Annotated in this window: 12 protein-coding genes and 2 pseudogenes; 10 read left to right on the top strand and 4 right to left on the bottom strand. The window is 76.8% G+C overall.

Annotation, left to right across the window (positions count from 1 at the left end):
• From VER05_RS01255 to VER05_RS01275, 5 genes and pseudogenes are all read left to right on the top strand, one after another.
• A pseudogene (locus VER05_RS01255) lies at positions 1-307 on the top strand (hypothetical protein); the annotation flags it as partial.
• Positions 308-339: 32 nt separating this feature from the next.
• Positions 340-1,128 (top strand): HAD-IIA family hydrolase, encoded by a 789-nt coding sequence (locus VER05_RS01260; RefSeq protein ID WP_324843601.1) that lies wholly within the window; start codon positions 340-342, stop codon positions 1,126-1,128.
• A 72-nt stretch (positions 1,129-1,200) separates the two neighbouring features.
• Positions 1,201-2,034: a YwiC-like family protein gene (locus VER05_RS01265; RefSeq protein WP_324843590.1), complete on the top strand. Its 834-nt coding sequence runs from the start codon at positions 1,201-1,203 to the stop codon at positions 2,032-2,034.
• Between the two features lie 210 nt (positions 2,035-2,244).
• Positions 2,245-2,676, top strand: a pseudogene (locus VER05_RS20260) (radical SAM protein); the annotation flags it as partial.
• A 382-nt stretch (positions 2,677-3,058) separates the two neighbouring features.
• The gene (locus tag VER05_RS01275) at positions 3,059-3,316 is read left to right on the top strand and encodes an SPASM domain-containing protein (RefSeq protein WP_324843592.1); all 258 of its coding nucleotides are present in this window, start codon (positions 3,059-3,061) and stop codon (positions 3,314-3,316) included.
• 22 nt (positions 3,317-3,338) lie between these two features.
• Here the strand turns inward: VER05_RS01275 and pyrE are convergent, their stop codons facing one another.
• Together pyrE and VER05_RS01285 are read right to left on the bottom strand one after the other, a co-directional pair.
• Positions 3,339-3,917 carry an orotate phosphoribosyltransferase gene (gene pyrE, locus VER05_RS01280; protein ID WP_147794623.1) on the bottom strand — a complete coding sequence of 193 codons (579 nt, stop codon included), beginning with the start codon at positions 3,915-3,917 and terminating at the stop codon, positions 3,339-3,341.
• A gap of 30 nt (positions 3,918-3,947) precedes the next feature.
• Complete coding sequence (locus VER05_RS01285) at positions 3,948-4,724, bottom strand: SDR family NAD(P)-dependent oxidoreductase (RefSeq protein WP_324843593.1); 777 nt, start codon at positions 4,722-4,724, stop codon at positions 3,948-3,950.
• A gap of 90 nt (positions 4,725-4,814) precedes the next feature.
• Between VER05_RS01285 and VER05_RS01290 the strand changes: the two genes are divergently transcribed.
• The 3 genes from VER05_RS01290 (at position 4,815) to VER05_RS01300 (ending at position 7,361) form a co-directional block, all read left to right on the top strand.
• Complete coding sequence (locus VER05_RS01290; RefSeq protein WP_324843594.1) at positions 4,815-5,612, top strand: exodeoxyribonuclease III; 798 nt, start codon at positions 4,815-4,817, stop codon at positions 5,610-5,612.
• An 86-nt stretch (positions 5,613-5,698) separates the two neighbouring features.
• Positions 5,699-6,691, top strand: a complete 993-nt coding sequence (locus tag VER05_RS01295; RefSeq protein ID WP_324843595.1) for a DUF4190 domain-containing protein — start codon at positions 5,699-5,701, stop codon at positions 6,689-6,691.
• 1 nt (position 6,692) lies between these two features.
• The gene (locus tag VER05_RS01300; protein ID WP_324843596.1) at positions 6,693-7,361 is read left to right on the top strand and encodes a DUF4190 domain-containing protein; all 669 of its coding nucleotides are present in this window, start codon (positions 6,693-6,695) and stop codon (positions 7,359-7,361) included.
• A gap of 12 nt (positions 7,362-7,373) precedes the next feature.
• Here VER05_RS01300 and VER05_RS01305 read toward each other — a convergent pair whose 3' ends face one another.
• Positions 7,374-8,048 carry a TetR/AcrR family transcriptional regulator gene (locus tag VER05_RS01305; protein ID WP_324843597.1) on the bottom strand — a complete coding sequence of 225 codons (675 nt, stop codon included), beginning with the start codon at positions 8,046-8,048 and terminating at the stop codon, positions 7,374-7,376.
• 140 nt (positions 8,049-8,188) lie between these two features.
• Between VER05_RS01305 and VER05_RS01310 the strand changes: the two genes are divergently transcribed.
• Together VER05_RS01310 and VER05_RS01315 are read left to right on the top strand one after the other, a co-directional pair.
• Positions 8,189-10,459: a glycoside hydrolase family 3 C-terminal domain-containing protein gene (locus VER05_RS01310; protein WP_324843598.1), complete on the top strand. Its 2,271-nt coding sequence runs from the start codon at positions 8,189-8,191 to the stop codon at positions 10,457-10,459.
• A gap of 248 nt (positions 10,460-10,707) precedes the next feature.
• Positions 10,708-11,799, top strand: a complete 1,092-nt coding sequence (locus VER05_RS01315) for an FAD-dependent oxidoreductase (protein WP_324843599.1) — start codon at positions 10,708-10,710, stop codon at positions 11,797-11,799.
• 4 nt (positions 11,800-11,803) lie between these two features.
• On the opposite strand, the gene VER05_RS01320 is transcribed toward VER05_RS01315, so the two are convergent.
• Positions 11,804-12,481 (bottom strand): DedA family protein, encoded by a 678-nt coding sequence (locus tag VER05_RS01320; RefSeq protein ID WP_324843600.1) that lies wholly within the window; start codon positions 12,479-12,481, stop codon positions 11,804-11,806.
• Between the last annotated feature and the right edge of the window lie 57 nt (positions 12,482-12,538).

Raw genomic sequence — 12,538 nt, forward strand, 5'->3', positions numbered from 1 at the left:
GGTCGCCGCGGGCGTCGGCGGCATGCGGTACCGGACGTTCGTGTCCTACAACGTGGTCGGCGCGCTGCTCTGGGGCGTGGGCGTCACCGTGCTGGGCTACCTGCTCGGCACGATCTCGTTCGTCCGGGACAACATCGAGGCGCTGGCCGTCCTGATCGTGCTGGTCTCGGTGATCCCCGTTGGCATCGAGCTGTGGCGCGGGCGCCGCGCGGCGAGGCGCGGCCAGGTCACCGCCGAGGGCCGCGACGAGCGGTACGACGAGGCCGCCGAGCGCGCCGCCGTGGAGCGGAAGGCGTTCGACCAGTGACGGCCCGGCCGATCGCGTCCTGGCTGTCCGACATGGACGGCGTGCTCGTGCACGAGGGCGTGGCCCTGCCGGGCGCGCCCGAGTTCGTGCGGGCGCTGCGGGACGGCGACCACCCGTTCCTGGTGCTGACGAACAACTCGATCTTCACGCCGCGCGACCTGCGCGCGCGGCTCGCCGCGTCCGGCATCGACCTGGCCGAGGAGTCGCTGTGGACGTCGGCGCTGGCGACGGCGCAGTTCCTCACCGACCAGGAGCCCGGCGGCTCGGCCTACGTCATCGGCGAGGCCGGCCTCACGACCGCGCTGTACGAGGCGGGCTACACGCTGACCTCGGCCGACCCGGACTTCGTCGTGCTCGGCGAGACCCGGACGTACTCGTTCGAGGCGATCACCCGCGCGATCCGGCTGATCCAGGGCGGCGCGCGGTTCATCGCGACCAACCCGGACGTCACCGGCCCGAGCCAGGAGGGCGACCTGCCCGCGACGGGCGCGGTGGCCGCGATGATCACCGCCGCGACCGGCCGGCAGCCGTACTTCGTCGGCAAGCCGAACCCGATGATGATCCGGTCCGCGCTCAACCGGATCGACGCGCACTCCGAGACGACCGCGATGATCGGCGACCGGATGGACACCGACGTGGTCGCCGGGATCGAGGCGGGCCTGCGGACGTTCCTGGTGCTGACCGGGTCGACCCGGACCGAGGACCTGGTGCGGTACCCGTTCCGGCCGACGCAGGTGCTGGGCTCGGTGGCGGACCTGGTGGACCGCGTCCCGGAGTGGGCGGAGTCGTACCCGGGCGCCGCGGCGGCACCGCAGGCCTGACCGCGGGGCACCCGGCCGGGGATGAGCCCTCGGTCCCGGGGGCTCCCGGCCGAGGGCCGGGAGGATGGCGCGGTGACCCCCGCCCGCGGCGCCGACCGCGCCCCGAGCCGGCCCGCCCCCGCGCGGCGGCGGCGCGTCCCGCGCGCGTGGGTGCCGAACCAGCACGGCGCGTGGGCGATGGTCGTCGCGCCGCCCGTCGTCGGGGCGCTCGTCGCGGGCCCGACCGGGTGGCACGCGCTGCTGGTCGTCGCCTGGCTCGCGGCGTACTGCCTGTACTTCGCGGCGACGCAGTGGCTGCGCTCGGGCCGCAGGCCGCGGTACCGGTCACCCGTGCTCGGCTACGCCGCGGCCACCGCCGTGCTCGGGGTCCCGCTGCTCGTGGCGGCGCCGGCGCTGCTGCGCTGGGCGCCGGCGTTCGCGGTGCTGCTCGGGGTGAGCCTGCGGTACGCGGCGCGGCGCGCGGACCGGTCCTACGGGAACGACCTGGTCACCATCGCGGCGGCGGTCCTGCTGACGGTCGTCGCGGCGGGGCTCGGCGGGACGCCCGCGGGGTGGTGGCCGCCCGGCGCGGACGACCCGCGGGCGTGGGCGGCGGCGGGCCTGCTCGCCGCCTACCTGGTCGGCACGGTGCCGTACGTGAAGTCGATGATCCGCGAGCGCGACCGGCCCGCGACCTACCGGCTGTCGGTCGGGTACCACGCGGCGCTCGTCGCGGGGGCGGTGGCCCTGGCCGCCGCGGGGCGGCCCGCCGGCGCGGCCGGGGTGGCGCTGGTGGTCGTGGCGGCCGCGCTGCTCGGCCGCGCGGCGGCCCTGCCCCGGCGGGGCCGGGTGCGCCCGGCGGTGATCGGCGCGGGCGAGGTGGTGGCGACGATCGCGGTGGTCGGAGCGGTGCTCGCAGCGGTCTGACCACCGCGGCCGCGGCGGTCGACGCCCCCCGGCGCCGGTTGAGTGGGACCTAGGCCCCCGGCGCGCGCCGGGGCGCCGGGTCTAGCGTCGGGGCCGGTCACGACCGCCGCCGCTCGCCGAGGAGCCCCCGTGCCCCGTCCCGCCTCCCCCGCCGCCCACCACCCCGCGACCGGCGCGCCCCGGTCGAAGGTCGACTTCGCGCAGCGCCCGATGCTGGTGTTCTGGGAGGTCACCCGGGCGTGCGGCGTCGCCTGCCGGCACTGCCGCGCCAGCGCCCTGACCGAGCCGCTCCCGGGCGAGCTGAGCCCCGCCGAGGGCCTGGCGCTGGTCGACCAGGTCGCCGGGTTCGGCCGGCCGCACCCGATCCTCGTCCTCACCGGCGGCGACTGCCTGGCGCGCCCCGACCTGTTCGACCTGGTCGGGCGCGCCGTGGACCTCGGCATCCCCACCGCCCTCGCCCCGGCCGTGACGCCCCGCCTGACGCCCGACGTGGTGGCGCGGATCGCCGGCAGCGGGGTGCGGGCGGTGTCGGTCAGCCTCGACGGCGCGACGGCGCCCACCCACGAGGGCGTGCGGGTCGCGCCCCGGCACTTCGCGGACACCGTCGCGGCGATCGAGGCGTTCGTCGCCGCGGGCCTCGACGTGCAGGTCAACACGACCGTGATGCGCGCGAACCTGCACGAGCTCGCCGACGTCGCCGAGGCCGTCGCCCGCACGGGCGCGCGCATCTGGGAGGTGTTCTTCCTGGTCGAGACCGGCCGCGGCACCTCGGCGGGGTCGATCACGCCCACCGAGCACCTGGACGCCTGCCACCTGCTGCACGACGCCTCGCGGTACGGCTTCGTCGTGCGCACGGTCGAGGCGCCGTTCTTCCGCCGGGTCGTCGCCGAGCGCCGGTCGGGCGGGCCCGTCCCGGACTCCCCCCACCTACCGGGCGCTCGCCGACCGGCTGGTCGAGCTGCTCGGCCCGCCGCGCGAGCGCTCGTCCGCGCACACCGCGGCGACCCGGGACGGCAAGGGGATCGTGTTCGTCGCGCACGACGGCGAGGTCAACCCGGCGGGCTTCCTCCCGCTCGCGCTCGGGAACGTGCGGGACCGCCCGCTGGCCGAGATCTACCGGGACGACCCGCTGCTGCGCCGCATCCGCGCGGCGGAGTTCACCGGGCGGTGCGGGCGGTGCGCGTACGCCGACCTGTGCGGCGGGTCCCGGGCGCGCGCCTACGCGGCGACGGGCGACGCGCTCGGCGAGGACACCGCCTGCCCGTTCGACGCGGCGGCCTGACGCCGGGACCCGGCCGCGGGGATCAGGCCAGACCGAGGTCCGCCAGGTCGAACAGGAAGTGGTACGGCACGCCGAGCGCCTCGATCTTCTCCCGCGCCCCCGTGGCGCGGTCGACGATCACCGCGACGCCGCGGACGTCGGCGCCGGCCTCGCGGGCGGCCTCGACGGCCGCGATCGGGGACGCGCCGGTGGTCGAGGTGTCCTCGAGCACGACGACGGGGCGGCCGGCGATGTCGGGACCCTCGATGCGGCGCTGCATGCCGTGCGCCTTGGCCTCCTTGCGGACCACGAACGCGTCGAGGTCCTGCCCGCGCGACGCGGCGGCGTGCAGCAGGGCGGTGGCGACCGGGTCGGCGCCGAGCGTCAGGCCGCCCACGGCCTCGACGTCCGCCGTGCCCAGGCCGACCTCCTCCAGCCGGTCGAGCAGCACGTGCCCGATGAGCGGGGCGGCGCGGTGGTGCAGGGTCACCCGGCGCAGGTCGACGTAGTAGTCGGCCTCGCGGCCGGAGGACAGCGTGACCCGGCCGCGCACGACGGCCAGCTCGACGATGAGGTCGCGGAGCTGCTCGCGGGGCGTCGGGGAGAGGGAGGAGGTCGTCACGTCGCCAGCGTAGCGACGCCGCGCCACGGCTCAGTCCCCCGGGGCGCGGTCCGGCCGGCGGGAGGACAGCGCGCGCAGCGCCGAGCGCGGCAGGACGCGCAGGGCGCCGGACGCGACCCGGTACCGCAGGCTCGGGGTCGACAGCACGGCCCCGCGCCGGACGTCCGCGAGCGCCGTCGCCACGACCCGGTCGGCGGACAGCCAGGCCAGCTCGGGGTAGGCCTGCTCGGCGCGCAGGCCGGCGCGCTCGTGGAACTCGGTGTGCGTGAGGCCCGGGGACACCACGGTGGCGGTCACGCCGGTGCCGGCGAGCTCGGCCGCCAGGCCCTCGGTGAAGGTGCGGACCCACGCCTTGTGCGCGGAGTACGTCCCGGAGGTCATGAGGGCCGCGACCGAGCCGACGTTGAGGATCGCGCCGCGCCCGCGCTCGACCATGGCGCCGGCCGCGGCGTGCGACAGCACCAGCACCGCGCGGACCATGAGCTCGAGCGCCGCCTCCTGCTTCGCCAGGTCGCTGCCCACGAACCGCTGGCCCAGGCCGACGCCCGCGTTGTTCACCAGCAGCCCGACGGGGCGCTCGGTCGCGCGCAGCCGCTCGGCGACCCGCTCCAGGTCGGCGCGGTCGGTCAGGTCCGCCCGGAGCACCTCGGCGTGCACCCCCGCCGCGGCGCGGAGCTGCGCGGCGAGGCGCTCGAGCCGCTCGCCGTCGCGGGCGACGAGGACGACGTCGTGCCGGGCGGTGGCGAGCTGCCAGGCGAACTCGAGCCCCAGGCCGGCGCTGGCGCCCGTGATCAGTGCGGTTCCCATGCGGCCACCCTACGGTCGCGGACCCCCCGTCGCCCGGGTGCCGGGCCCGCGGTTCCGCGGGTGTCGGGACCGGCCGGTAGCGTGCCCGTCATGCGCCTCGCCACCTGGAACGTGAACTCCGTCCGCACCCGCGTCGACCGCGTGATCGCCTTCCTGGAGCGGACCGGCACGGACGTGCTGGCGATGCAGGAGACCAAGTGCAAGGACGAGCAGTTCCCGCGCGAGGCCTTCGAGGCCGCCGGCTACGAGGTGGTCACGAGCGGGTTCAGCCAGTGGAACGGCGTCGCGATCGCGTCCCGGGTGGGGATCGACGACGTCGAGCACGCGTTCGCCGGCCAGCCCGGGTGGGGCGAGGACCCGGTGACGGAGGCGCGCGCGCTCGGCGCGAGCTGCGGCGGCGTGCGGGTGTGGAGCCTCTACATCCCCAACGGCCGCGAGGTCGGGGACCCGCACTTCGACTACAAGCTCCGCTGGCTCGAGGCGCTGCAGGAGGAGTCGCGGCGCTGGATCGAGGAGGACCCGGCGCTGCCGGTCGCCCTGGTCGGGGACTGGAACGTGGCGCCGCTCGACACCGACGTCTGGGACATCGGCGTGTTCGCCGGCCGGACCCACGTGACCCCCGCGGAGCGCGACGCGTTCCAGGCGTTCGGCGCGGGCGGCTACACCGAGGTGTCCCGGGTGCACGTCCCGGCCGAGCACACCTACACGTACTGGGACTACCAGCAGCTGCGGTTCCCCCGGAACGAGGGCATGCGGATCGACTTCACCTGGGCGTCGCCCGCGCTGGCGCCGCGGGTGACCGGCGCGTCGATCGAGCGGGTGGAGCGCAAGGGCAAGGCGCCGTCCGACCACGTGCCGGTGGTGCTCGACATCGCGGACGCGGCCTGAGGCCCGGCGCGGTGCGCGCGCGCCCGTCCGGGGGAACCGGGCGGGCGGGCGGCCGCCGCGGCGCGCGCGCCCGCTAGGTTCGGCGCATGTCGACCCCCGAGCCGGGTCCGCCGGCCTGGCCGGGCGCGGCCCCGTCCGCCGCCGGCCACGCGGCGCTGCCGCCGTACGCCGGCCCGGCGACCCCGGCCACGACCGCCGCCGTGCCGTCGCCGGTCGCGGCCGGCCACGCGCCCCTGCCGCCGTACGCCCCGCCCGTCGCCCCGGCCGCCGCCTGGCCGTCGCCGCCGCCGGTCGCCCCGCCCGCGCCCCCGGCCGGCTGGGGCGCGCCCCCGCCCGGCTGGCGCCCACCCCCGCCCGCGCCCGGCACCGACGGCCTGGCCGTCGCCGCCTTCGTGCTCGCGCTCGCCTCGTTCGCCACCAGCCTGCTCACCGCGCCCGTCGGCCTGGGGCTCGGCATCGCCGCGCAGCGCCGGATCGGTCGCTCGGGCGCGCAGGGGCGCGGCCTCGCGATCGCGGCCACCTGGATCGGCGGGGTGCTGACCACCGCGCTCGTCGTCGGGCTGGGCGTCGTGGTCGCGCTGGGCGTCGCCGCGACCGGGCCCGCGGCGTCGTCCGCCGGCTCCTGGCCCGCGCCGGACGACGCCGACGGCGCGGCGGGCGCGGCCGGCCAGGAGACCACGCTGCCGTGGTTCGAGCTCGCCGACGACCTGGTGCCCGGCGACTGCCTGGCCACCGCCCCGGAGACCTACGACATGTCGGACGCCGGCGTCGTCGACTGCGCGGCCGGGCACGCGACCGAGGTGCTGGAGCGGCTGACGATGTCGACGCCCGTGCGCGCCGACGTGACCGAGCCGGACGCCGCGTACACCGAGCTGCTGGACCGGTGCGTGGCCGTCGCGGAGCGCCTGGTCGGGCCGACGGCCCTGCCCGCCGAGTCGTGGGCGGACGTGTACTTCGTGCACCCGGACCAGTGGGCCGCCGGCGACCGGTGGGCGTACTGCGTGCTGTCGACCGAGCCGGCGGCGACGGGCTCGGTGCTCGCCGGGACGTTCGCGGCCGGGGCCGCGGCGGAGGTGTGACGTGACCGACCCGTACGGCTACCCCGAGCCGTTCTACGCGCCCGGCTGGGCCCCGCCCCGACCGCGCACCGACGGCGTGGCGGTCGCCTCGCTGGTCGCCGGGGTGCTCGGCACCGGGCCGGTGGCGCTGGCGCTCGGGCTCGTCGGCCTGCGCCGGACCCGACCGGGCGCGCCCGAGCCCCGCCGCGGCCGCGGCCTCGCGGTGGCGGGCGTGGTCCTCGGCGCGCTCGCGACGCTCGCCTGGGTCCCGCTGATCGCGGTGCTCGTCGGCTCGGCCCTGGCCCAGCGCCCGCTGCCGGCGGACGTCGCGTCGCCGGTGACGGCGCACGCCGTGCAGCTCGTCCCGGGCAGCTGCCTGGCGGACGTGCCGCCGGACGGGCCGGTCGACCGGGTGCGGGTCGTGCCGTGCGCCGACCCGCACGCGGCCCAGGCGGTGTCGTCCTACGCGTTCGAGCCCGGCGCCGCGTGGCCCGGGTCCGCCGAGGCGTCGGCGCGGGTCGAGGCGTCGTGCGACCTGACCGCCGCCGAGCGGGAGCAGGGGACCCGGATGCTGGCGTGGGCGCCGACGGAGGCGTCCTGGGCGCGGGGCGACCGGACCGGGCTGTGCGTCGCGGTGCCGCCGGCCCCGGTCACGGGGTCGCTGCTGGACGGCACGGCCGCGCCGGCGTAGCGCGGGCGCCGGTCAGCCGTCGGCGTCCAGCTCCGCCGCGTCGGCCGGGGCGGCGTCCGGGGTCGCGTCCAGCGGGACGGTCAGCTGGTCCTGCACCTGCCGCCGCACGACGCCGGCCATGTCGGTGGCGCCGTCGTCCAGCAGCCACTGCACCTGCATGCCGTCCATCAGCGCGATCAGCTGGCGGCCGGCGGAGTCCGGGTCGACGCCGTCGCGGAGCGCGCCCTGCTCGGCCGCCCGGGCGAACGCCGTGGTCGCGGTGTCGAGCGCGCGCCGGTACCGGTCCTGGAAGTACGCGTGCGCCGGGTGGTCGGCGGACGTCGCCTCGGCGGAGAGCACGGCGTACAGCTCGACGATCCCCCGGCGGGTGGCGTTCAGGGCCACGAGCTCGACGAGGTGCCGCAGGGTGGTGACCCCGTCCGGGCTGTCGGTCTCCAGCCACTCGATGTCGACGTCGTCCCGGTGCTCCAGCACGGCGAGCAGCAGCGACTCCTTGGTCGGGAAGTGGTGCAGCAGGCCCGGGTGCGAGATGCCGCACCGCGCCGCGATCTCGCGGAGCGACGCCCCGCGGTAGCCGACCTCGCCGAACATGGCGGTCGCCTGGTCGATGATCTCCCGGCGCTTGGCGCGCCCCTTCGCGTAGCCCCGTTGCTGCGTCTCGACGGACATCGTCCCTGCCCCCGTCACCGTGCTCCTGCCGCGCCGGCCGGCGCGTGGTGGACAGGTTCTCACAGGAGGTCGGCGGATCCCGGCGGAAAACCCGACCGCGCGGTAGGCATCGGCTACAGTGGCGGCAACAGACCCACCGCACGAGGAGGTGCCCCCGCATGACCGCCGCATTCGACGTCGAGCGCGTCCTGGCCGAGCTCACCCTGGAGGAGAAGGCCGCCCTGACGTCCGGCTCCGACTTCTGGCACACGGACGGCGTGGAGCGCCTCGGGGTGCCGCAGGTGATGGTGACGGACGGCCCGCACGGCCTCCGCAAGCAGGCCGAGAGCGCCGACCACCTGGGCATCGGCAACTCGGTGCCCGCCACCTGCTTCCCGCCGGCGGCCGCCCTGGCGTCGACCTGGGACGTCGACCTGCTCGACCGCGTCGGCCGCGCGCTGGGCCGCGAGACCCGCGGCAACGAGGTCGCCGTGCTGCTCGGCCCCGGCGTGAACATGAAGCGCTCGCCGCTGTGCGGCCGGAACTTCGAGTACTTCTCCGAGGACCCGGCGCTGGCCGGCGACCTCGGCGCGGCGCTCGTGTCCGGCATCCAGTCCGAGGGCGTCGGCACCTCGCTCAAGCACTTCGCCGCGAACAACCAGGAGACGGACCGCATGCGGGCCTCCTCCGACGTCGACGAGCGCACGCTCCGCGAGATCTACTTCCCCGCCTTCGAGCGCGTCGTGAAGCAGGCGCAGCCCTGGACGGTCATGTGCTCGTACAACAAGATCAACGGCACCTACGCCTCGCAGGACCACTGGCTGCTGACCGAGGTGCTGCGCGACGAGTGGGGCTTCGAGGGCCTGGTCGTGTCCGACTGGGGCGCCGTGGTCGACCGCGTCGCCGCCGTCGCCGCCGGCCTGGACCTGGAGATGCCGGCCACCGGCGGCCGCACGGACGCGCTGGTCGTGGACGCCGTCAAGAACGGGCAGCTGGACGAGGCCGTGCTCGACACGGCCGTGCGCCGGGTGCTGGCGATGATCGCGAAGGCGCAGCCGGCCCTGGCGGAGCCCGGCCCGATCGACGTCGAGGCGCACCACGCGCTGGCCCGCGAGGCCGCCGCGGACGGCTCGGTGCTGCTGAAGAACGCGGTCGTCGGCGACGCACCGGCGCTGCCGCTGTCGGCCTCGGCCGCCGCGGACGCGGTCGTCATCGGCGAGTTCGCCCGCACCCCGCGGTACCAGGGCGCCGGCTCCTCGCAGGTGAACCCGACCCGCCTGGACGACGCGCTCACCGCGCTGCGGTCCGCCACCGGCACGGACCTCGCGTTCGCCGCGGGCTTCTCCGTCGCCGGCGTCGAGGGCTCGCAGGACGCGGACGACAGCGCGCTGCTCGCCGAGGCCGTCGAGACCGCCCGCGGCGCGGGCACCGTGCTGCTGTTCCTCGGCCTGCCCGCCCCGGACGAGTCCGAGGGCTACGACCGCACGCACCTGGACCTGCCCGCGAACCAGCTCGCCGTGCTGCGCGCGGTCGCCGAGGTGAACGACCGCGTGGTCGTCGTGCTGGCCAACGGCTCGGCGGTCGCCGTCGAGTGGCAGGACGCCGCCGCCGCGGTCCTGGAGACCTGGCTCGGCGGCCAGGCCGGCGGCTCGGCCGTCGCGGACCTGCTGCTCGGCGTCCGGAACCCGTCCGGCAAGCTCGCCGAGACCATCCCGCACCGCGTCGAGGACACCCCGGCGTTCGGCAACTTCCCCGGGGACAACGGCCACGTCCGGTACGGCGAGGGCGTGCTCATCGGCTACCGCTGGTACGACACCCGCCTGGTCGACGTCGCCTACCCGTTCGGCCACGGCCTGTCGTACACGACGTTCGGCTACTCCGACGTCGCGGCGACCGTGTCCGGCGAGGGCGCGTCCTCGGCGGTGGAGGTGACCGTCACGGTGACCAACACCGGCGACCGCGCCGGCACCGAGACCGTGCAGGTCTACGTCGGCGACCCGGAGGCGGCCGTGCTGCGCCCGACCCGCGAGCTCAAGGCGTTCGCCAAGGTGACCCTGGAGCCGGGCGAGTCCCGCACGCTGACCTTCGCGCTGGACGCACGCGACCTGTCGTACTGGCACCCCGGCCTGCGCCGGTGGGCGGTCGGCGGCGGCCGCACGGTGGTCGAGGTCGGCGCGTCGTCCCGCGACATCCGCGGCACGGCCGAGGTCACGGTCACGGGCGAGGCGCTGTACGGCACGCTCACCCCGGACTCCACCGTCAACGAGTGGCTGGCCCACCCGCGCGGCGCCGAGCTGCTCGGGGCCGCGTTCGGCGAGGCCACGGCGGCGCTCGACCCGACCATGCTGGCGATGATGGGCGACATGCCGATGCGGGTCGTCGCGAGCTTCGGCATGGGCGGCTTCGACCTGGCCGGCCTGGACGCGCTGGTGGAGCGGGCCGCGGCCTGACGGAGGGGCGGCGCCGCACGCCGCCCCTCACCCGCAGGCCCCGGACGCCGAGATGGCAACTCTCGGCTGTGCGCGGCCCGCGCCACACAGCCGAGAGTTGCCATCTCGATGAGGACGACGCGCGAGCAGGGTCGCGCACGTCACGGCGCGGGCGGGTCCTGCGTCCCAGCCCGCGCCGCCGCGGCGGTGGCAGGCTCGGGGGCACGGGGCCGCGACCGGTGGCCGCGCACGGGCGAGAGGGGTTCGACATGGCAGCGCCGCGGGTCGTCGTGGTCGGGGGCGGGTACGGGGGGACGCGGGTGGCGACGCTGCTCGACGACGTCGCCGACGTGGTGCTGGTCGAGCCCAAGGACGCGTTCGTGCACGCGTCGGCGGCCCTGCGCGCCGCGGTGGACCCGGTCTGGGAGAGCCGGGTGTTCTTCGGCTACGACCGCCTGCTCGAGCGGGGCCGGGTCGTGCACCAGCGGGTCGAGCGGGCGACGTCGTCCGCCGTGCAGCTGGCCGACGGCACCACGGTCGAGGCCGACCACCTGGTGCTCGCCACGGGGACGTCCTACCCGTTCCCCGCCAAGTTCATCGAGTCCGAGACGACGGTCGCGCGGGCCCGGCTCGCCCGGATGCGCGCGGGCCTGGAGCGGACGGAGCGGGTGCTGGTCGTCGGCGCGGGCGCGGTCGGCCTGGAGCTGGCCGGCGAGCTGCTCGACGCCTTCCCGCACCTGGCGATCACGCTCGTCGACCAGGCGGACGACGCCCTGGCCACCGGCGACTACCTGCCGGAGCTGCGCGCCGAGGTGCACGCGCAGCTCGACGGGAAGGTCGACTTCCTGCTGGGCTCGCGGCTGGGCTACCTGCCGCCCGTGGACGTCGGCGTGCACGAGCCGTTCGTCGTCGAGACCGAGGCGGGCGAGCGCATCGAGGCGCAGATGTGGTTCCGCTGCTACGGCAACCTGCCGGCGAGCGACTACCTGGCCGGCGACCTCGCGGGCGCGCGCACCGGCCTCGGCGAGGTGCGGGTCGAGCCGACGCTGGCGCTGACCGGGCACCCGACGGTGTGGGCGGTCGGCGACATCACCGACGTGCCGGAGTCCAAGCGCGCGTCGGCCGCGCGGGCGCACGCCGAGGTGGTCGCCGCGAACATCCGCGCGGCGATCGAGGGCCGGGAGCCGGGCGCGACCTACTCCCCGGCGCCCGAGCGGATCGTGCTGCCCCTCGGCCGGACCGGCGGCGCGTCGCAGGTGGTCGGCGAGGACGGCGTGCGGCGGGTGCTGGGCGCCGAGGAGACCAGCCGGATGAAGGGCCAGGACCTGTACTCGTCGGCGGTCGCGGAGCTGTTCGGCTGAGGCGTCAGCCCCGGGCGGCGGCCCGGCGGCGGCGGAGGCGGGTCCAGACGAAGCGGACGACGACGATCACGATCACCGCGTACACGGCGTAGTTGATGTAGTCCGAGTAGTGCCCGACGTCCTGCCACTGCGACCCGAGCACGTAGCCGCCGACGATCAGCAGGCTGTTCCACACCGCGCTGCCGATCGCGGTGTAGAGCAGGAACCGGACCTGCGGCATCCGCTCCAGGCCGGCGGGGACCGACACCAGCGAGCGGACGATCGGCACGCAGCGCCCGATCAGCACCGCGGCGCCGCCGTGCCGGTCGAACCAGGCCTCGGCCTTGTCGAGGTCCTCGACCTCCATCAGCGGGATGCGCTCCAGCCAGCGGCGCAGCCGCGCGCGGCCGAACCACGCGCCCAGGCCGTACAGCACCCAGGCGCCGGCCACCGCGCCGAGCGTGGCGGCGACGATCGCCCACACGAGGTTCATCTCGCCCTGGCTGGCGACGTACCCGGCCACCGGCAGCACGACCTCGGACGGAATGGGCGGGAACAGGTTCTCCAGCGCGACGACCAGGCCCACCCCGGCGGGTCCGAGCGTCTCGATCACGCCCACCACCCAGCCCGCCAGGCCCGTGAGCTCGGGCGCGGCGTCGGAGGCGGCGGGCACGCGGGCGGCCAGGGCGAGGGTCGCGTTCATCGCGGTCGATCGTCGCACGCGCCACGCGGCGCGGCCTGCGCGGACGGCCGTCCGGTG

Origin of the sequence: Cellulomonas sp., assembly GCF_035634735.1 — a bacterium.
Taxonomy (GTDB): Bacteria; Actinomycetota; Actinomycetes; order Actinomycetales; family Cellulomonadaceae; genus Cellulomonas.